The following is a 21,767-nucleotide window of genomic DNA, read 5'->3' as shown; positions in this document are numbered from 1 at the left end:
CTTATCTCATTAATAATATTATAACGTATGGCTACTATTTTAAAAAGAAATTTAACCAACAACCATAACCTTAAAGTATTAGAAAACACAACCGAAGTAAACGACGTGCTGCGGACTATAAGCACCCGGTGGAAAATGATGATACTTTATGATATATCGCTGGGGGTAAACCAGGTTAATAAAATAAAGGCCGCTTTCCCTACCGCGTCAGACCATATGCTAACCCAGCGCCTGCGCGAGTTGGAAACAGAAAAGTTTATAGAAAGGCATGTAGAGGGAAATGTAGCACCCTCATTAATAAGCTATACTTTAACTACCAAAAGCCGGGCGCTGCTGCAAATTATTAAGCAATTACAGCAATGGGGTTTACACTGGAAAGAATGATGAAAATATAAAGTTACCGGAAGGATCGACGTCTTCAATATTTCGCAACATTATTATCTACCATCTAACCCTGTAAGTTAAAACCTTACAGGGCTTTTTTATAATGTAAAGTGATAAATCTGCCAGGAGATTTAATACAAGGCTACGCTTGTAAAATATATATTACGATATATGCAATCGATTGCTTTTATTGAAAAAATAAATTCATATTTGTTTTCAGGAACATCAGTCAGATCTCCGCAACCAATTATAATTATCTTTCATGAAACATTGTCTCAGGCCGTCTGCAGTCATTTTATTGAGTTGGTTTTTACTAACCATCCCATCAGCCTATGCTCAGGTTAGCTTGCCTAAACTGGTTAGCGACAATATGGTATTGCAACGCGACACTAAAATTAAGCTTTGGGGCTGGGCAGGCAGACATGAAAAGGTAACCATAAAGTTTAATAACAAAACGGGCAAGGCTATTACCGGTGATGATGGCAAATGGATGATACTATTGCCAGTTATGAAAGCCGGCGGGCCATATACCATGGAAATCTCGGCCAGCAACCATATCACTATCCGTAACATTTTAATTGGCGATGTATGGTTCTGTTCGGGCCAGTCAAACATGGTGATTAATATGGAGCGTGTTAAAGAAAGGTACCCGGAAGATATAGCCCAGGCCAATTATCCGGAGATCAGAAACTTCTTTATCCCAACGGTAGCTGATGTGCGTAAAGTACATGATGAACTGCCCGCAAGCGAATGGAAAGCAGCTACGCCAACAAACACGCTTAATTTCGGCGCAGCATCATATTTCTTTGCAAGGAAACTCTATTTAAAATATCATGTGCCAATAGGGATTATCAATGCCAGCGTGGGCGGTACGCCCATTGAGGCATGGATAAGTGAGGGTGGGTTAAAGCAATTTCCAGAATATCAAACTAAACTAGCCAATTTTAAGGATTCGGTTTATATGGGTAAGCTGCTCGCTAAGAAAGATCCGCCAATTAAGAAACCAGAAGCCGATAAGGGATTAACCGGACCTGTAAAATGGTATGATACAACCTATGTTCCTCAAGGCTGGCACAAATTCTGGTTGCCCGGTTATTGGGCCGACCAGGGTGTTAAGGGATTAAATGGTACAGTTTGGTTTCGGAAAGAAATCAATATTCCCGCAAGCATGACCGGTACACCTGCCAAGCTATTCATGGGGCGAATTATAGATGCAGACCAAGCCTATGTTAACGGCGTTTTGGTAGGCGGCACCACCTATCAGTACCCACCACGCAGGTATGATGTAGCGCAAGGATTACTTAAGCCGGGCAAAAATATTATTGTGGTTCGCGTTGTTAATACTGCCGGCAAAGGTGGTTTTGTACCCGAAAAACCTTATTTCTTATCTGCAGGAGGCCAGAATATTGATCTGCGGGGCGACTGGCAATACCAGGTTGGCGAAGTATTTGAAACACAATGGGGAGCGGGATCAGCTAATAACTTTTCGGCCCAGAATGAACCTGCAGGTTTATATAATACGATGGTGGCACCTGTGATAAACTATGCTGTTAAAGGCTTTGTATGGTATCAAGGCGAATCTAATACGGCTAAACCTCAAGCATACCAATACTTGTTGCCGGCTTTGATTAGTGATTGGCGCAGTAAGTGGAATAATGTAAAACTGCCGTTCATTTATGCACAGCTGCCTAATTTTATGGAAGTGCAATATTCACCATCAGAAAGCCAATGGGCAGAGATGCGTGAGAGTCAGTTAAAGGCACTGGCTGTGCCCAACACGGCCATGTCTGTCAATATTGATGCCGGGGAGTGGAACGATATCCACCCGCTCGATAAAAAGGACGTAGGCGAACGGCTGGCACTCGGTGCAGAGAAGCTGGCCTATCATGATGAAACAGTAGTATTATCGGGACCTATCTACCAGTCGGCTAAAATTGAGGGCAATAAGATAACGCTCACTTTTAATAACATAGGCAGCGGATTGGCCGCTAAAGATGGCGGCGAACTTCAATATTTTGCTATAGCTGGGAAGAATAAAAAATACGTTTGGGCCAAAGCCCGCATTGAGGGTAATACAGTTGTGGTGTGGAACGATGATATTACCGAACCACTGTATGTTAGGTATGCCTGGGCAGACAATCCGGAAGGGGCTAATCTTTATAACAAGGATGGTTTGCCTGCATCTCCGTTTACTACAGATACGCAATAAATATTTATCAATTTGAAGATGAGGAAGTTATTTGTAATGGTATTGCCTTTATTAGCCGTGCATGCCATGGCGCAACAGACATCTAATTACCCTGCTCCTGTAAACTTTACAGCAGCACAGGATCATCAAAATATGATGGATCAATTGGGGATTAAAGCATTGCGACCGGGGCCAAGCGGCGATAATGCAGCGCCTAATCACGCCAATTATGAGGAGGCTTTAGCTAATCCGTACCCCAATTTGCCCGAGGTGTTAACTTTAAAGAATGGCAAAAAGGTAAGTACCGCCGAAATGTGGTGGAAACAGCGCCGCCCCGAACTTGTGGAAGACATGGAGCGCGAAGTATATGGCCGCATCCCTAAAAATGTACCCAAAGTAAGCTGGACGGTTAAGGTAACTGATAAAGAATATGTAGGATTTACCCCCGTTATTGCCAAACAACTGGTTGGCCATGTAGATAATTCGGCTTACCCACTTATCGATGTAAATATTAGCATGACGCTGGTATTGCCGGCCAATGCCAAGGGCCCTGTGCCTGTATTGATGATGTTTGGGCGAAGTACTTTACCTGCGCCGGCACAACCCAGCCCCGAAGCATTGGAGAAGATCAATACTGCCATGAAATCGCTTCTGGTAAAGGAAGATCCAACGTTAAAGGCAGTTTTTGAGCAGTATCCTGCCTATCAGCCTATTGCTTCACAAGTGCCGGCGTTTGGATTTGGAGGGCCAAGGCCTGCTGGCGATCCGCCATCTACGCAGCAATTAATAGCCGATGGATGGGGTTATGCGTTGATAGATCCCGGAAGCTTTCAGGCTGATAATGCGGAAGGACTGACCAGGGGAATTATTGGATTGGTAAATAGAGGCCAACCCCGAAAACCCGAAGATTGGGGTGCTTTACGTGCCTGGGCCTGGGGAGCAGCGCGCGGTCTGGATTATCTGGAAACTGAACCTGGTGTTGATGCCAAACATGTTGGTATAGAAGGCGTTTCGCGCTTTGGTAAAGCAGCTTTGGTTACTTTGGCTTTCGAGTCCCGGTTTAACATGGGCTTAATCGGTTCCTCCGGCGAGGGCGGAGCAAAGTTGCATCGCCGTAATTTTGGCGAAGCGGTAGAGAGCCTTACCGGCGGAGAATACTATTGGATGGCTGGAAACTTTATGAAGTACGGTGCTTCTGAAGCCACATTCGGCCCAAAAACGGCAAAGGATCTCCCGGTTGATGCACATGAGCTAATTGCTTTGTGTGCGCCGAGGTTAACCTTTATCAGCTATGGCGACCCGGCACAGGGCGATGCCAAATGGCTGGATCAGCAGGGCAGTTATATGGCCGCTGTTGCAGCAGGGCCGGTTTTTAAATTGCTGGGCGTTGAGGATTTGGGGGTATCTAATAATTATAATACTGAAAAAATGCCTGCTATTAACGTAGGTCCTATTGGTGGCGAGTTGGCTTGGCGGCAGCATGATGGCGGCCATACCGATGCCCCTAATATGAAATACTTTATCCAGTGGGCAGATGGGCTGATTAATCATCATGCCAAATAATCCCATTAAATTAATATCTTGAACGCATGAATTGTAAGTATCTGTTATCGATCTGTTTATTATTTAATGTGGTATTTGCCAGTGCGCAAGCCACAACAGCATGGAATAATAAACAATGCGCCGTAGTACTTACTTATGATGATGCAATCGATATCGACCTGGATAACGTGGTGCCTGCTTTAGATTCGATGAAGTTTAAAGGTACTTTCTACCTTATCGGTTCATCACCTGTTGTTAATAAACGGATGGAAGAGTGGCGATTGGCCGCAAAGCATGGGCATGAGTTGGGTAATCATACACTGTACCACCCATGTGATGGCAGCTTGCCTGGCCGCGGTTTTGTAACTCCAGCTACCGATTTAAGTAAATATACCGTAGCCCGTGCCGTAAGCGAAACCCGCATCAATAATACCCTGTTAAAAGCCATCGACGGAAAAGACAAACGAACTTTTGCCTACCCTTGCGGTGATACCAAAATAGGGGATTCGCTTTTTTATAACAGTTTACGAAACGATTTTGTAGCCGCCAGGGGTGTATCGCCCGGCTTAGAAAGCATTAACAGTGTGGATCTCGATAACGTACAATGCTACGCCATTAACGGCCAAAATGCTGATTATATGATTGGTTTAGTTAAAGAAGCGCAGAAAACGCACACCATGCTGGTGTTTCTATTTCATGGAGTAGGAGGTGGCCATAATTTAAATGTGGGTCTTGCCGATCATAGCAAACTGCTACATTATCTTCAACAAAATAAAAATACCATTTGGGTTACTACCATGGTTGATGCAGCAACTTATATCAGCGCTAATAAAAATCCAAAAGTATCTGGTAAATAATGTCTTTCGCAAGCTTTTCTGGCAATATTATCCTCATACTACAACCCCTAATTATTCTATTTATGCGTATTGTTCTGCAATGCCTGCAACGGGGTTTTTGAGCGCATAATAAGTGTATTTTTTAAGCTAAGTGCTGTGTTTCAGTGTTGTGTAATGGAAATACCAAAACTCTGCCAAACAGAACTAATGCTTGCCTAAAATCTAATATTTTAAATTTTTGATTTTCATATTTGTATCAATTGTATTTTAAAGTTATCAGTATGATTGTATTAATGTCATTTATTTCAATTAGTTATATCAAAAAATGTGGATATGAAAAAAAATTATAAATCGTTTTTAAGTTATGCAATCGATTGTATTTTATAATAGTTTTACAATTACCAATTACGACATAATACCAATTATTTGCCCGTCTATTTTCGGCGAAACTATTAACGTGGTAATCCACAAAAAATTTAAATGAAGAGCTTATGATAAAAGTTACTTGATAGATAAGTGCATAACACCGAACAGGGATTATTGCATGAACCCTAATATTTAACTCTTGCCAAATGGGTTTAAAAAATATACGCCCTTAAAGCCAAAATATAATTATGAAAAGACAATTACTCAAAAAATTACTTGAAGGCAATGCTGATAGTAAGCCGTTTATAAAAATATAATGCAGAGGCCGGCCCGAACGTTCAGTCTTTTATGAATTTGAGGCCAATACCACAAACCCAGATCAACCTGGTTACGCAAGGGCCTCCGTTTCCATAAAGCCCTGGTTTCTAATAATATTAATCCTTGTTTAAGGCTGGTCCCCGAGTCTTAAACAAGGTCTGCAAAGGGCTTATTGCTTTAGGGTAAAAATTATTTAGATGCCCGGCTAATAACCGGGCATTTATGCATGCTTTAAATTTTTGTATATGAAATTATCAAAAGGGCTTTTATTTATGATCCTGATGCCGTTTGCATTTAGTGCTAATGCGCAACAGGCAAATCCATCAAAAGGGTTAAAGGACTATTACGACAAATATTTCCCGATAGGGGTGGCTGTGTCGCCCTACAGCATTAAAAATCCAAAAGAATCGGCATTGATTCTGAAGGAGTTTAATAGCCTTACGCCCGAAAATGCCATGAAAATGGCACCGATCCATCCCGAAGAAAACCGCTACAACTGGAAAGATGCCGACTCGATTGTGGCATTTGCACAGGTACATGGTTTAAGGGTGCGTGGCCATAACCTTTGCTGGCATGAGCAAACGCCTAAATGGTTGTTTTATGATCAGCAAGGAAAATTGGTTACCAAAGAAATACTGCTGAAAAGATTGAAGGATCACATTTTTACTGTGGTAAACCGCTATAAAGGCAAAATATATGCCTGGGATGTAGTTAACGAAGCCATTGATGATGACAGCACCAAGTTTCTACGCAACTCGTTATGGTACCAGATCTGTGGCGAGGATTTTATCTTCAAAGCTTTTGAGTATGCGCATGAAGCTGATCCTAAAGCCGTTTTATTTTACAACGATTACAATACCGAACGCCCCGAAAAACGGGAGCGGGTTTATAAATTATTAAAAAAACTGGTTGATGCTAAAGTGCCCATCAACGCGGTTGGTTTGCAAGCGCATTGGTCGCTCGATGAACCTACACAGAAGGATTTGATTACCACAATTGAAAGGTTTTCGTCGCTTGGGTTAAAAGTGCAGATCACGGAGTTAGATATGTCGGTTTACCCATGGGAGAAAAACCGACGGGATTTAAGACCGGGCGAATCTGATACTTATACTCCTGAAGCAGAACAAAAACAGGCCGATCAATATGCGATGGTATTCAAAGTATTTCGTCAATATAAAAGTGTGGTTTCGGGCGTTACGTTCTGGAATATATCAGACAAACATACCTGGCTCGATGAATATCCTGTAAAAGGCAGAAAGAACTATCCGTTATTGTTCGACCAAAATCTTCAACCCAAAAAGGCCTATCAAAGCGTGGTAGCATTTTAACTTATTGAAAGCATGAAGTATATTCAAATATTTTTCCTTTTGGCCATTACCGGCATCGGTTCATTACAAGTTGATGGGCAGGCTCCAGGCCATCAAACTTATGTCGCAAATAAAAATGGTATTGGGTATTTTGCCTTATCAGCCAATGATAAAGCGGCGCCGATTTATACAGGTGCTGATGAATATCCTGGCGTAAAACGGGCGATAAATAGTTTGATAGGTGATGTGCGTTCGGTTACCAAGTCAGCCCCGGCTTTAGTAACTGAAACAAAAGGGCTAAAGCAAATTATGCTGATTGGTACACTGGGTAAGAACCCCAAGATCGATCAACTGGTAAAAGAAAATAAATTGAATGTTAGTGCCATTGCCGGTAAATGGGAAACCTACCTGATACAGGTAGTACAAAAACCGTTTCCGGGGGTAGACCAGGCTTTGGTAATTACAGGGAGCGATAAGCGGGGGACTATTTTCGGTGTTTATGATCTATCGGCCCAGATTGGCGTATCGCCCTGGTATTGGTGGGCAGATGTACCTGTTAAGCAACAGAAAAACGTATACGTAATACCCGGCAGGTATACTGATGGCAGCCCCGCTATAAAGTATCGCGGTATATTTATTAATGATGAAGCCCCTGCTTTTTCGGGTTGGACTAAGGAGAAATTTGGTGGTGTAAACCATAAGATGTACGAGAAAATGTTCGAGTTGATTCTGCGGCTCAAAGGTAATTATCTGTGGCCTGCCATGTGGGGTAACGCTTTTAATGATGATGATAGGCTGAACCCGGTACTGGCAGATGAATATGGCGTGGTAATGGGAACATCGCACCACGAGCCGATGGACAGGTCGCAGCAGGAATGGAAACGCTATGGAAAAGGCGACTGGAATTATGAAAACAATAAAACCGTGCTGCAGGATTTTTGGCGAAAGGGAATTGAGAATATGGGCAACAAGGAAACGCTGGTAACTGTTGGTATGCGCGGCGACGGCGATATGCCCATGACAGAAGGCAGCAATATTGCCTTGTTGGAAAATATTGTAAAAGATCAGCGGAAAATCATCAGTGAGGTTACAGGTAAGGATGCTTCCCAAACACCGCAAATGTGGGCCCTGTATAAAGAAGTACAGGCTTACTATGATAAAGGTATGCGTGTGCCCGATGATATTACATTGCTGCTTTGTGATGATAACTGGGGCAATATCCGTAAGCTGCCAAGTTTAGCAGAGCACCCGCGCAAGGGTGGGTACGGCATCTATTATCACTTTGATTATGTGGGCGACCCGCGGAATTATAAATGGGTCAACACAAACCCGATCTCTAAAACCTGGGAGCAATTGCACCTGGCTTATGCGTATGATGCCCGGCAGGTATGGATTGTAAATGTGGGCGATTTGAAGCCGATGGAATTCCCGATCAGCTTTTTTATGGATTATGCCTGGAACCCCAATAAATGGCCTGCGAGCAGCCTAAATGATTATACAATTGAGTGGGCGAAGCAACAATTCGGACCAGCGTATGCTACAGAAATCGCTAAAATATTAACGCTGTATACCAAATATAATGGCCGCCGCAAGCCGGAGCTAATAGATCAGAATACGTACAGTCTGACCAATTACCGTGAGTTTGAAGCCGTAGTAACAGCGTATAATGATCTAAAAAATGAAGCTGAAAAGTTATATGCCCAAATTCCGGCTAGTGATAAAGATGCTTACTATCAGTTGGTTTTACACCCGGTACAAGCCTGCGCTAACTTAAACGAGATGTACTACGAGGTTGCCAAAAACAAATGGTATGCCCAACAGGGCAGGGCAGCAACCAATGCAACCGCTGCTAGGGTAAAAGCATTGTTTGAAAGGGATAAACAAATTTCGCGCTATTACAATGATACACTTGCCAATGGTAAATGGAGCCATATGATGGACCAAACCCATATCAGTTACACTTACTGGCAGCAACCGCCGATTGATAAAGTACCTGAAACGTCGGAGATTAATATACCCGAAGAAGCCGCTATGGGGATATCACTAGAAGGTTCAACCAAGGCATGGACGGGTAATGAAAAGATTACTGATCTGCCGGCTTTTTATCCCCGGGAAAAAGGAGGGCATTATGTCGAAATTTTTAATAAAGGGAAAGCCGCATTTAATTATAAGGTTGCATCACCAGCTGCTTATGTAAGTGTTCAGCCAAAATCTGGAAAAATTACGGAGCAGGAACGGATATGGGTCAATATTGATTGGGCTAAAGCACCTGCCGGAACGAGCCATGTTCCGTTAAAAATTAAAGGCCCGCAGGGCGAAGTAACTATTGAAGTAACCATTAATAATGAAAAGGCTATACCGGGGGCGTTTAATGAGCACAACGGCTACATCGCTATTGAAGCTGCCCATTATACCAAGGCTATAGCAGCAAAACCTGTTAGCTGGATGATTATCCCTAATTATGGCCGAACCCTATCAGGAGTAACCCCATGGCCGGTAACCGCTAAAAGGCAGCAGCCCGGTGGTAACAGTCCGCATCTGGAATATAGCCTCAGCCTGAAAGACACTGGTACAGTTTCGCTGGAAACCTATGTATCGCCGACTATTGATTTTAAAAATCAGAAAGGATTACTTTATGCAATTTCTATAGATAACGAAAAGCCGCAACTGGTTGATATTAATACTACTGCAGGTAGTAAAGAGTGGAGCAGTGCAGTAAGTGATAATAGCCGTAAAATGATCACCAAGCATCATATTACCAAACCGGGAGTTCATACTTTGAAGTATTGGATGGTTGATGCAGGAGTAGTGTTGCAGAAGTTGGTTATTGATGCGGGAGGGTTGAAGGAAAGCTATTTAGGGCCGCCAGAGCGATAATTGTGGGGCTTAAAAACCTCCACGTGATTAATTAAATCGCAAGTTTAACGCAGTGTAACTTGCGACAGCGGCGAACAAAATCGAAATGCTCTATCTATTACAACTTTTTCATCTAGTTTTTTGCCTCTTGATTCTCTTTTACCGCTTTTTCTTCATCGTCGATGATCTGACAATCAGCTTCGGTTTAATACTAATGATCTTTGGCACGACAATGGTATCGCTGTTTTCCAGTTCCTGGAAATACAGGTTAGCTACCGTTTTGCCCATGTAAAAGCTAAACTGATCTATAGTGGTGATGGACGGGCTGGTAAGTTCGGTAAAAGCCTCGTTAGAGTAGCCGCAGATGCCCAGTTGCGATGGTACTTTGATATTCATAGCCGTAGCTACTTCGAGCACACCCAGGGCAGAGAAATCAGACGTGGAGGCAAAAATGGCATCCGGCGGTTCAGGTAAACTCAATAGCTGGCGGGTTGCTTTGGCACCCAGCTCTTTAGTCCATGTATTTTCAATAATCAGCTCATTAACCACCGGTATGTTGTGCTTTGCCAGGGCGTTTAAATATCCTTTTTTACGCTGACGAAAAATATCGAGATTTTGCGGGCCTTCCAGCAGGGCAATGCGTTTATAGCCTTGCTCAATAATGTGATCTACTGCTTCAAATGAGGCTTGCTCGTTATCGTTAATTACTTTAAGTGTTTCCAGTTCGTCGGCCACGCGGTCAAACTGAATGAGCTGGATGTTCTGGTCGAGCACATTCTGTAAATGTTTGTGGTCATTGCTTTCTATAGAAACCGAGATCACAATACAATCTACATGCTGATTAATGAGGGTATTAACAGATTGTACTTCTTTTTCATACGATTCGTTCGATTGACAGATAATGAGGTTGTAACCTTGTTTATAAGTGGCATCCTCAATACCGGCAATAACGTTCGAAAAAAAGTTTTGGTTAATACGCGGCACAACAACGCCGATAGTTTTCGAGTGCCCTTTGCGCAGGTTGGATGCCATGGTATTGCGCTTATAGTTAAGCTCTTCTGCCGTTTTCAGGATCAGTTTTTTGGTGGCCTCATTAACATAATTACTGTTGTTTAGCGCACGCGATACAGAAGAAGGAGTAACATTTAGCTTTTGGGCAATGTCGTAAATTGTTGTTCTCTTTTTAGGTTTCATAAATCAAAAAGTAAAAATGCGAAAAATAAATTTCAACAATCGATTGCATATTCAAAAATTAATTTAATTTCGTTGATTACTAACACAGTATTAAACCTGTTATAAACCAAAAATATGTTATTGTTAGGAATCGATATCGGAACCTCATCTGTTAAGGTTTCTGTTGTTGACGCAGCTACGCAAAAAGCGGTAGCCACGGCACAATACCCCGATACAGAATCACCGATTAAATCGCTCCAGTCGGGCTGGGCAGAGCAATCGCCATCCATGTGGTGGGATCAGGCTCAAAAAGCTATTTTACTTGCTAATCAAAGCGGTAGCTATAATCCGCAGGATATTGGCGCCATTGGTATTGCTTACCAAATGCACGGTTTGGTTTTGGTTGATAAAGCTCAAAATGTATTACGCGATAGTATTATCTGGTGCGATAGCCGCGCGGTTGAAATAGGTAACAAAGCATTTGAAACCATCGGCGAAGAACATTGCCTCTCGCATCTGCTCAATTCGCCCGGAAACTTTACGGCCTCCAAACTGGCCTGGGTTAAAGAGAACGAACCGGAGATCTATCAGCAGATCGATAAAATAATGTTACCCGGTGATTTCATCGGGATGAAATTAACCGGAAGCATCACTAGTTCGGTATCATCACTATCAGAAGGTGTATTTTTTGATTTTATCAGTGGAACACTTTCTGAAGATGTTATCAATTACTTCGGTTTTAGTAAAGATCTATTCCCCGAAATTCTTCCTGTGTTTTCAGAACATGGATACGTTACGGAAGAAATAGCCCAATTGCTTGGATTAAAAGCAGGAATCCCGCTTACTTATAAAGCAGGCGATCAGCCTAATAATGCCTTGTCGTTAAACGTATTACAACCCGGTGAGGTAGCTGCCACGGCGGGTACATCAGGCGTTATTTATGGGGTGAGCGATCAGCTTACCTACGATCAGCAATCGCGCGTAAATACATTTGCACATGTTAATTATGCCGAAGACCAAAAACGTTTAGGTGTGCTATTGTGTATTAACGGAACGGGCAGCCTTAACCGTTGGGCTAAAAACCTGTTCGGTTCGGCTATCAGTTACCAGGAAATGAATGACCTGGCACAAGGTATCCCGGTTGGTAGCGACTGCTTGCGCATTTTACCTTTTGGCAACGGTGCCGAGCGGATGCTGAATAATAAACTGGTGGGTGTGCATTTCCATAACATTGATCTTAACCTGCACACGCATGCGCATATTTTCCGTGCCGTGCAAGAGGGGATAGCCTGCGCCTTTAGATATGGGTTGGATATTATGCGCGAAAACGGCATGTCGCCATCCATCATCAGGGCAGGTAAAGCTAACCTGTTTTTGAGCGATGTATTTGCCCAAAGTTTTGTAAATGTAACTGGTGTACCGGTTGAGCTTTATAAAAACGACGGCAGTGTTGGCGCTGCTTTAGGCGCAGGTATTGGTGCCGGAACTTACAAAACAGAAGCTGAAGCATTTGCTAATATGAAACCAATACAATTGATAGAACCAACCGGCGAAAGCATGGAGACAATTTACCAGGAATGGAAAACGTTACTGGAAAGACAATTAGAGATTTTATAAAAAATATATTATTAACACGAACTTCAATTTTTACAACATGTCGAATATTATTACAGGAGAAAAGGAATTTTTTAAAGGTATCGGTGCTATCGGTTACGAAGGGCCCGAAAGTGATAACCCGTTTGCCTTTAGATGGTATGATGCCAACAAGGTAGTTGCAGGTAAAACCATGCAAGAGCATATGCGCTTTGCAGTTGCTTACTGGCATTCATTTGTTGGTAATGGCGGCGATCCGTTTGGCGAGCCAACACATGTACATCCCTGGGATGCCAAGGCCGATGCCGTAGAACGCGCCAAAGATAAAATGGATGCAGCATTTGAATTCATTACCAAATTAGGCCTTACTTATTACTGTTTCCATGATGTGGACGTGGTAGATTATACCAATGACATTAAAGAGAACGAGCGCCGTTTAAATGCGCTTGTTGAGTATGCTAAAGAAAAACAAGCTGCCAGCGGCGTTAAATTACTTTGGGGTACTGCCAACTTATTCTCACACCGTCGTTACATGAATGGCGCCTCAACCAATCCAGATTTTCATGTACTGGCTCATGGTGGTGCACAGGTTAAAGCGGCTTTGGATGCAACTATTGCTTTAGGCGGCGAAAACTATGTATTCTGGGGTGGCCGTGAAGGTTACATGTCGTTACTGAACACCAACATGAAACGTGAGCAGGAGCATTTTGCTAAATTTTTGCACACGGCTAAAGATTATGCACGTAAACAGGGCTTTAAAGGTACTTTCTTTATCGAACCAAAACCTTGCGAACCAACCAAACACCAGTACGATTACGATGCAGCTACTGTATTGGGTTTCTTGCAGAAATATGATTTGTTAAATGACTTTAAACTAAACCTGGAAGTTAACCACGCTACACTGGCCGGCCATACTTTCCAGCACGAATTGCAGGTTGCTGCTGATGCTGGTTTACTAGGTTCTATCGATGCCAACCGTGGCGATACGCAAAACGGCTGGGATACAGATCAGTTCCCGAATGATATTAATGAAATTACCGAATCTATGATGATTATCCTCGAAGCAGGTGGTTTACAGGGTGGTGGTATTAACTTTGATGCCAAGATCCGCCGTAACTCTACAGATCCTGCCGATTTGTTTTATGCACACATTGGTGGCATCGACATTTTTGCACGTGCTTTAATCACTGCTGATAACATCCTTCAAAAATCTGATTACAAAAAAATCCGTACCGACAGATATGCTTCTTTTGATGGTGGGAAAGGAAAAGAATTTGAAGAAGGCAAGCTATCTTTGGAAGACCTACGCAACTATGCAGCAGAAAATGGCGAGCCGGCAACAATTAGTGGAAAACAAGAATACCTGGAAAATTTGATTAATCGGTTTATATAATTATAATTGTCAAACAGACAAATTAAACCAAAGTCCTAACCAGACAATTAAACCTAAGTGTAAAAATGAACAGACTATCCACAGGCGATTATGTCGTATTCTTCGTGTATTTTATAATCGTATCATCGTACGGTTTTTGGGTGTACAAGCGCAAGCATAACGCCGATGCCACATCTAAAGATTATTTTTTGGCCGAAGGGTCATTAACATGGTGGGCCATTGGCGCCTCACTAATTGCCTCTAACATCTCGGCCGAGCAAATGATCGGTATGAGTGGTTCTGGCTTTAAAATGGGGTTGGCCATCGCAACTTACGAATGGATGGCATCCATCACGTTAATTATTGTGGCCGTATTTTTTATTCCTGTTTATCTCAAGAATAAAATTTTTACCATGCCGCAGTTTCTTTCACAGCGATATAATGGTACCGTAGCTATGATTATGGCCATATTTTGGCTGCTATTGTATATTGTGGTTAATCTTACTTCCATATTATACTTAGGTGCGCTTGCCGTAAATTCTATATCGGGTATCCCTTTCCAGGCTTGCTTATGGGGATTGGCAATTTTTGCAATTATCATCACCCTGGGCGGTATGAAGGTGATTGGCTTTACCGACGTTATACAGGTTTTCTTCCTGATCTTAGGCGGTTTGGTAACAACCTATATTGCACTTAACCTGGTAGCAACGCATTTTGGCCAGCATGGCGTATTATCTGGTTTTAACTTAATGATGCACCAGGCGAATGACCACTTCCACATGATTTTGAAGAAAGATAATCCGAGCTATATGGATTTACCGGGCCTTACTGTATTGTTGGGTGGTATGTGGATAGTAAACTTAAACTATTGGGGTTGTAATCAATACATTACCCAAAGGGCACTTGGCGCTAATTTAAAAACTGCGCGCGGCGGTCTTCTTTTTGCAGCATGCTTAAAATTACTGATGCCTGTAATTGTTGTATTGCCGGGTATAGCAGCTTATGTGCTTTATAAGCAAGACCTATTCCACGCAGACTTAATTCAAGGTGGCGAGGTTAACCCGGATAGGGCATACCCCGTATTGCTTAACTTATTGCCGGCGGGTTTAAAAGGCTTATCATTTGCGGCCTTAACAGCAGCAGTGGTGGCTTCTTTAGCGGGTAAAGCCAATAGTATTGCTACCATTTTTACGCTTGATGTATACAAAAAAGCCATTAAGCCCGATGCTACTGACAAAAGCCTCGTTTTTACAGGTAAAATTGCTGTGGTAGTAGCGATGGTATTAGGTATTATTATTTCTCCGTTTTTAGGGATCGATAAAAAAGGTGGTTTCCAGTATATACAAGAGTATACCGGGTTTGTATCGCCGGGTATATTTGCCATGTTTTTACTTGGCTTCTTCTGGAAACGTACTACCTCAACAGCTGCAGTGTTTAGTGCAGTCGGTGGATTTATCTTGTCGGTGTTCTTTAAGTTTTTGCCAACATTTGCTAACCTTTCATTTCTGGCCTCAACCGGTTTTTCTAAAAAGAGTGATGCCGGTGTTTATGAGATTCCATTTTTGGACAGGATGGGCATTGTGTTCCTGATCTGCGTTTTTGGGATGATTATTATTTCAATGATAGAAAACGCACGTGGTGTTAAAACAAACGGGCTTGAAATTGATAGCAGTATGTTTAAAACATCAAGAGCATTTACAGCAGGTGCATTAATACTATGCGGTATTATTGTTGCCTTATACTCTGTATTCTGGTAGCAAATTGATTTATTTATGAGTCATTTTTTTGATTTGTTAATGAAGAAGAACTGATTTATTGATGAGCTATTTGTTGAAACTGTCAATAAATGAATATGAAAAGGCGTTCCGGTTTATCGGAACGCCTTTCTTGTTTAAATGAGAATGTTGATTGATTTGCCAATTAGGTAATTTGTTATGATGCTTAGCGGGAAGCAGTCACTGACAAATTATCTAATGAACAAATTAAAATCCTATAGAGTTCCCGCCATCAACAGGTAATACCACACCGGTAATATATTTAGCAGCATCAGATGCCAGGAAGAGCACAGCATCTGCAATATCTTCGGGGAGGCCTAATTTGCCCATTGGTGTGCGTGATAATACTTTCTGTTTACGGGTAGGATCATTATCCAATGCCTTGGCCGACATATCTGTTGCGATAAATCCCGGCGCTACACAATTCACACGAATACCTTGTGGTGAAAGTTCGGTAGCCATGGCCCTTGTCATACCCTCAATGGCCGATTTGGTGGCTGTGTAGGCAATTACATAAGGGATACCGTATTGAGATGCCATAGAGCTGATATTAACGATACAGCCGCTGCCGGTAGGCATCATTTTTTTTACCACCTCGCGGCTCAATACAAATACCGAAGTGAGGTTGGTTTGCACAATGCTTTGAAAATCCTGATCGGTAACCTCAGCAAAAGGTTTCTTCATATTAATACCGGCATTGTTCACCAGTATATTGGGTACGCCATATTCTTGTACGATAGTATTAACTAGCGAGGGGATCTCTTCAATTTTGCTTAAGTCACAAACTTTGTAAATACAAAGGGAGCCAAATTTAGTGGCTGCTGCCTGTAGCTTGTTTTCATCGCGACCAATAATAATGGTTTTTATACCGGCTTCTATAAACTTTTGTGTAGTTGCCAGGCCTAAACCAGATGCGCCACCTGTAACTATGGCTATTTTAGTAGGATTCATTTAAATTGAACTGTTAATAATTAGAAGATTATTTATTGCGAAGCGAAGATTCGCGTACAATTAATTCGTATTTGAGTATTAAATTATGGGCAGGCTGAAACTCGTCTTTATTCATTAACCTGCTTATCATCTGTTTGGCAGCTACTTCGCCCATTTCATATCCTTTGTAATTAATGGTGGTAAGGTTGGGCTCTATTACACAGGTTAAAGGGTCGTTGTTAAACCCGGCGAATAACAGGTCATCCGGCAGGCGAATCCCATTTTTCTTGAGTGTTTGCATGCAGCTTACGGCACAGATGTCATTGGCCGAAAAAACAGCATCGGGCAGAGGGGCCATTTTTAAGATCTGGTTGGCGGCTTCATGCCCAGCCTCACTGCTCAGGTTGTTGATGATAACCAGTGCTTCTTCAAATTTTAGGTTATTATCCTCTAAGGCCTTTTTATATCCGGCCAGCCGGTCTGAGTATACATTACGTAACTGGCTGGCTGTGATGTGTACAATACGCTTACTACCTTGTTTAATCAAGTGAGCGGTTATCTCATAAGCTGCCTTAAAATTGTCGATATAGATTTGCGGGTAATCGTCTTGCTCAAACACCCTGTCGAAAAATATAACGGGGATGTTGCGTTTTACAAAAGGTTCAAAATGGTTAATATTGGTGGTATCATAAGCCAGGGATACCATCAGGCCATCAACACGGTTAACCAGCATATCGTTGGCGTTGCTGATCTCTTTAGTCATGGTTTCTAAAGATTGGCTGATGAACACATTATAGTTGTTATTATTCAGCACCTTCTCAATCCCGGCAATCACATCCGACATGAAATTACTATTGAGCCGGGGTACAATAAGCCCGATAATGTTGCTGCTTTTTTTACGCAAATTGCTGGCAAAAGAATTAGATAAATATCCCATCTCGGCTGCGGTTTTAACAATTAGTTTTTTGGTGTTCTTATTAACCCGTGGATGATCTTTAAGTGCCCTGCTTACTGTTGCTGCAGAAATATCGAGTTTGGCTGCTATATCGTATATCGTTGTTTCTTTTGCTCCAACCGTCATGGTTTGTATTTATGGTATCTATGTAGTAATGAGCGCATTTTTACGCGCAATAAATGTAAAATTAATTAGAGCATTATTTTAAATGTCAATAGCTTGTTATAAAGCTATCATTTGCACCTGTCGAAGTTCGTTTTTGGGGATTTGAATTAATCTATATAAATAATGTGCTGCTAAATTATAAAATAATACAATCGATTGCGCAAATTTATACATTTGTTTAACCAATAAAAAAATCCTACAATTAAACGCTATTTCCAGTATGATGATTCCAGATTTAGAACAAACTTTCAGGTGGTTCGGGCTCACAGATCCGGTTACCTTACAGGCTATTAGCCAAACCGGCGCAACCGGTATTGTTTCTGCATTGCACCACATCCCATGCGGTGAAGTTTGGACTTTGGAAGAAATTAACCAGCGGAAAAAGATTATTGAAGATGCAGGCTTTAGATGGTCGGTTGTAGAGAGCGTAAATATTCATGAAAGTATTAAACTGGGACAAAATGGCCGCGAGCAATACATTCAAAATTACATCGAAACCTTAAAGAACCTAGCTCAGGCGGGTATCCAAACTGTTTGCTATAATTTTATGCCCGTATTGGATTGGACCCGTACTCATTTAGATTATCGACTAGCCAATAATGCATCGGCTTTAAGATACGAGGCACCTGCGATAGCTGCATTTGATCTGTATATATTAGAGCGGGAGGGGGCTTACAGTGAGTTTACGACAGAACAGCAAAATGAAGCCAAACAATACTTTGATAGTTTAACTACACCCGAAATTGAATTATTAACTAATACCGTTCTGGCTGGTTTACCCGGTACAAATGAGGTGTTTACCACCTCGGAATTTAAAGAATATCTTAAAAAGTATAGCGGAACAGATAGCCAGGCGCTTCAACAAAATCTTTTTTATTTTTTAAATGCTATAATACCCGATGCTGAGCAATTGGGTATTAAGATGTGTATTCATCCGGACGATCCGCCATTCCCAATTTTGGGTTTACCGAGGGTGGCTTCATCAGAACAAAACCTAATAGAGATTATAGAAGCTTGTCCATCAACCAGTAATGGCATTACACTTTGTACCGGTTCTTTGGGGGCACGTGCTGATAATGATATCCCCGGGATAATAACTCGTTTAGGAGCGCATATCCACTTTTTACACCTTCGCAACGTAAAGCGCGAACCCAACGGCAGCTTTTATGAAGCCGAGCATCTGGCCGGAAGCACCGATATGTATGAGGTTATGAAAGCTGTAGTAAATGAGCAGCTAAATAGGAAAAAGCAGAGCCGGCAGGACATCGCCATACCCATGCGCCCGGACCATGGACATAAAATATTAGATGACTATCATTACAATACCTATCCCGGCTATTCTGTAATTGGCCGCTTAAAAGGTTTGGCCGAATTACGGGGATTAGAAATGGGAATTAAAAGGAGTCTGATATAAATATTATTGTATGTATTTGATTTGTTTCTGTTTGAGTAATTTATATATTTACAATCGATTGCATAAACCAAATTATTAATAAAGCCTTATTATTTAACCTTTTATTTCCATTTCTGTAAGTGCGACTGGCTATTTGCTATTGTTTGTTACTAATGGAGGTGAGTTATATCTTCAAAATTGATATCATGTTAAATTCAGCCATGTTACAAAAGAAGTTCGCGGTATTACTCTGCGCTGTAGTTTCTTTAGCCACAATGAACTCTCAGGCACAAAAACTAAAGGTAAAATACCTTTCGCAGCCTTTGATCAGCTCTATTTACACAGCCGACCCTTCGGCACATGTGTTTAACGGTAAAATTTATATCTATCCTTCGCATGATATTAACGCCGGTATCCCCGAGAATGATAACGGCGATCACTTTGCCATGCGCGATTACCATATTTTATCAATAGATAGGGTAGGCGGCCCGGTAACAGATCATGGTATAGGTTTAGATATCAAAAATATACCCTGGGCGGGTAGGCAGCTTTGGGCACCGGATGCGGCCTGCAAAAACGGTACTTATTACTTGTACTTCCCGGTGAAAGATAAAAATGATATTTTTAGGATAGGAGTAGCTACTTCTAAGAACCCGGCCGGCCCCTTTAAGGCGCAACCTAAACCAATAGCAGGCAGCTTTAGTATTGACCCTGCTGTGTTTACCGATACAGATGGAAGTACCTATATGTATTTCGGCGGTATTTGGGGGGGGCAACTACAGCGATGGGCTACCGGAAAATACGATGCCAATGGTTCTAAGACAGATTTAATGCACGATGATGAACCGGCGCTAAGCTGCAAAGTAGCCAAGCTAAAAGGCAACATGCTTGAATTTGATGGTAAGGTAAAAGACGTTATAGTTGTAGACCAAGCAGGCAAACCTTTATTAACCAAAGACCATAACCGCCGTTTTTTTGAAGGCTCGTGGATGCATAAGTATAAAGGAAAATATTATTTTACGTATTCTACCGGTGATACACACCTTTTGGCTTATGCAATAGGCAATAACCCATGGGGGCCGTTTGTGTATAAAGGAGTGTTTATGAACCCCGTACAAGGCTGGACAACCCACCACTCCATCATTGAGTTTAAAGGAAAGTGGTACATTTTTTACCATGACACTCAACTATCCGGTAAAACTTACTTACGCAATGTAAAGGTGACCGAGCTGCAGCACAATGCAGATGATTCTATTAAATTGATTAATACCTACACCGAATTAAAATAGCTAAAAAGCACTTAGATTAAAAAGGGTTCTGTATTATTATGCAGAACCCTTTTATTTATATTTTATGCCAATTTATAACAAACCATTGCGGCTAAAATAGGCCTGAATAGTATCCGGGGAGGTCATTAAGAAGGTATTTATTCCTAATTGCTTTGCCGCCGCTAAATGCTGCGGACTATCGTCTATAAATAATGTTTCTTCGGGTTTCAGATTGTTTTCTTCGAGCACTTGTATAAATATGGGTAATTCGGGCTTGCGTTTGCCTGTTAAATGGGAGTAATAGGCTTTCTCAAATAAATGGGCATTCCCATCAAACCCAAAATCGCGTTTCAGGTAATTCATAATAAAGTTGTAATGGATATCATTGATATTACTCAACAGAAATGTGCGGTATTTGCCTTTTAATTTAAGCAACAAATCGTGGTTACCATCGGCCACACCTACCAAAATACTATTCCAGGCATCATCAATTTGCTGATCGGTAAGATCCGGATTACCAATTTTTTCCCGAACACGGTCCCGAAACTCAGCCGGACTGATCTGCCCACGGTCGAATAAATCAAAAATAGGGTCTTGCTGTAAATGTCCAAAAAACTCATCTACATTGCTAATACCCAATAATTTGAAAGAGGACTGTACCCTTACAAAATCGATACTAAATATAACGTTACCGTAGTCGAAGATGATATTTTTGATGTTTTGCATATTTGATTTGGCTAATTGAGCACAAATATGTAAAAATTAAAGATAGCATTAAAACTGCGTTTAAAGCCTGTAGAGGCATTTTTTAAATTTTAGATTTGTTACTCAATGTGGCTTTAAAGGCTGTTAGAGCGTTTTGGTAAAGTAGTGTTACTCGATTAGTTACCCATATTTAATAATTTCTAATCACTAATGAGCACAAAGCATTTTAATAAACGGTTGTAAAACACCAGGTCTACCCAAAAGTGGTCGCCCTCCAAACTGATCCGGCGTTGGCGTCCTTCGAACAAAAATCCTTTGCCTAACTCCAGCATAAAATGTTCAAGTTTGTTAATGATAGCCGTCTCCAGGTCATTCTCGGTATAGCGGTGGTCTTCGTCGAGATTCAGGAACTCCAGTATTACCGGGCTTTTGAGGACGTCGGTTGATTTTTCGAGCAGCTGTCCTTCTTTTGCAAGTTTCCTTACACCTTCTTTATCCCGGCTTAATGCTAAGCGTTCATAAAGTGAGGAATTTATCTGTCGCTGCATTTCCCGCAAAGACCAGTTCTCTTTTTCCACTTCCAGTTCATAAAATCTTCGTTCATCAGCATCCTTGATCTTTAACAACCTGACATAGTGAGA

At 41.7% G+C, this 21,767-nt stretch carries 16 protein-coding genes; 11 read left to right on the top strand and 5 right to left on the bottom strand.

Annotation, left to right across the window (positions count from 1 at the left end; translation table 11 throughout):
* Positions 1–27 precede the first annotated feature (27 nt).
* The 6 genes from RG47T_RS13465 to RG47T_RS13440 all read left to right on the top strand — a co-directional run bounded on the left by RG47T_RS13465 (position 28) and on the right by RG47T_RS13440 (position 9,818).
* On the top strand, positions 28–384 hold the full coding sequence (locus RG47T_RS13465; protein WP_074489954.1) for a winged helix-turn-helix transcriptional regulator: 357 nt from the start codon (positions 28–30) through the stop codon (positions 382–384).
* Positions 385–646: 262 nt separating this feature from the next.
* On the top strand, positions 647–2,593 hold the full coding sequence (locus RG47T_RS13460) for a sialate O-acetylesterase (RefSeq protein WP_074489953.1): 1,947 nt from the start codon (positions 647–649) through the stop codon (positions 2,591–2,593).
* An 18-nt stretch (positions 2,594–2,611) separates the two neighbouring features.
* Positions 2,612–4,135, top strand: coding sequence for an alpha/beta hydrolase family protein (locus tag RG47T_RS13455; RefSeq protein ID WP_074489952.1), 1,524 nt, complete (start codon positions 2,612–2,614; stop codon positions 4,133–4,135).
* 26 nt (positions 4,136–4,161) lie between these two features.
* Positions 4,162–4,971, top strand: coding sequence for a polysaccharide deacetylase family protein (locus tag RG47T_RS13450; protein ID WP_074489951.1), 810 nt, complete (start codon positions 4,162–4,164; stop codon positions 4,969–4,971).
* Between the two features lie 908 nt (positions 4,972–5,879).
* Positions 5,880–6,962 (top strand): endo-1,4-beta-xylanase, encoded by a 1,083-nt coding sequence (locus RG47T_RS13445; RefSeq protein ID WP_074489950.1) that lies wholly within the window; start codon positions 5,880–5,882, stop codon positions 6,960–6,962.
* A 12-nt stretch (positions 6,963–6,974) separates the two neighbouring features.
* Entirely contained in the window at positions 6,975–9,818 is a 2,844-nt protein-coding gene (locus RG47T_RS13440; protein WP_074489949.1) for a glycosyl hydrolase 115 family protein, read from the top strand.
* A 138-nt stretch (positions 9,819–9,956) separates the two neighbouring features.
* Here the strand turns inward: RG47T_RS13440 and RG47T_RS13435 are convergent, their stop codons facing one another.
* Positions 9,957–10,991, bottom strand: a complete 1,035-nt coding sequence (locus RG47T_RS13435) for a LacI family DNA-binding transcriptional regulator (RefSeq protein ID WP_074489948.1) — start codon at positions 10,989–10,991, stop codon at positions 9,957–9,959.
* 114 nt (positions 10,992–11,105) lie between these two features.
* Here RG47T_RS13435 and RG47T_RS13430 point away from each other — a divergent pair, with 114 nt between their 5' ends.
* From RG47T_RS13430 to RG47T_RS13420, 3 genes are all read left to right on the top strand, one after another.
* A complete protein-coding gene (locus tag RG47T_RS13430) occupies positions 11,106–12,587 on the top strand; it encodes a xylulokinase (RefSeq protein WP_074489947.1) in 1,482 nt (493 codons plus the stop codon).
* Between the two features lie 37 nt (positions 12,588–12,624).
* Positions 12,625–13,956, top strand: a complete 1,332-nt coding sequence (xylA, locus tag RG47T_RS13425) for a xylose isomerase (RefSeq protein ID WP_074489946.1) — start codon at positions 12,625–12,627, stop codon at positions 13,954–13,956.
* 65 nt (positions 13,957–14,021) lie between these two features.
* Entirely contained in the window at positions 14,022–15,692 is a 1,671-nt protein-coding gene (locus tag RG47T_RS13420) for a sodium/sugar symporter (RefSeq protein WP_074489945.1), read from the top strand.
* Between the two features lie 225 nt (positions 15,693–15,917).
* On the opposite strand, the gene RG47T_RS13415 is transcribed toward RG47T_RS13420, so the two are convergent.
* Both RG47T_RS13415 and RG47T_RS13410 read right to left on the bottom strand, forming a co-directional pair.
* Positions 15,918–16,661, bottom strand: a complete 744-nt coding sequence (locus tag RG47T_RS13415; RefSeq protein ID WP_074489944.1) for an SDR family NAD(P)-dependent oxidoreductase — start codon at positions 16,659–16,661, stop codon at positions 15,918–15,920.
* 28 nt (positions 16,662–16,689) lie between these two features.
* Positions 16,690–17,721 carry a LacI family DNA-binding transcriptional regulator gene (locus RG47T_RS13410; RefSeq protein ID WP_074489943.1) on the bottom strand — a complete coding sequence of 344 codons (1,032 nt, stop codon included), beginning with the start codon at positions 17,719–17,721 and terminating at the stop codon, positions 16,690–16,692.
* Between the two features lie 259 nt (positions 17,722–17,980).
* Here RG47T_RS13410 and uxuA point away from each other — a divergent pair, with 259 nt between their 5' ends.
* Positions 17,981–19,174 (top strand): mannonate dehydratase, encoded by a 1,194-nt coding sequence (gene uxuA, locus RG47T_RS13405; protein WP_317041634.1) that lies wholly within the window; start codon positions 17,981–17,983, stop codon positions 19,172–19,174.
* 185 nt (positions 19,175–19,359) lie between these two features.
* Positions 19,360–20,442, top strand: a complete 1,083-nt coding sequence (locus RG47T_RS13400) for a glycoside hydrolase family 43 protein (protein WP_216351056.1) — start codon at positions 19,360–19,362, stop codon at positions 20,440–20,442.
* Positions 20,443–20,514: 72 nt separating this feature from the next.
* Here RG47T_RS13400 and RG47T_RS13395 read toward each other — a convergent pair whose 3' ends face one another.
* Together RG47T_RS13395 and RG47T_RS26735 are read right to left on the bottom strand one after the other, a co-directional pair.
* The gene (locus RG47T_RS13395) at positions 20,515–21,147 is read right to left on the bottom strand and encodes an HAD family hydrolase (protein ID WP_074489942.1); all 633 of its coding nucleotides are present in this window, start codon (positions 21,145–21,147) and stop codon (positions 20,515–20,517) included.
* A 179-nt stretch (positions 21,148–21,326) separates the two neighbouring features.
* Positions 21,327–21,767: PDDEXK nuclease domain-containing protein (locus RG47T_RS26735; RefSeq protein WP_253187519.1), on the bottom strand; the 441-nt coding region annotated here is incomplete at its 5' end.

This window comes from Mucilaginibacter polytrichastri, from assembly GCF_001911425.1.
Classification (GTDB): Bacteria; Bacteroidota; Bacteroidia; order Sphingobacteriales; family Sphingobacteriaceae; genus Mucilaginibacter; species Mucilaginibacter polytrichastri.
This window is presented reverse-complemented; position numbering and strand designations above follow the sequence as displayed.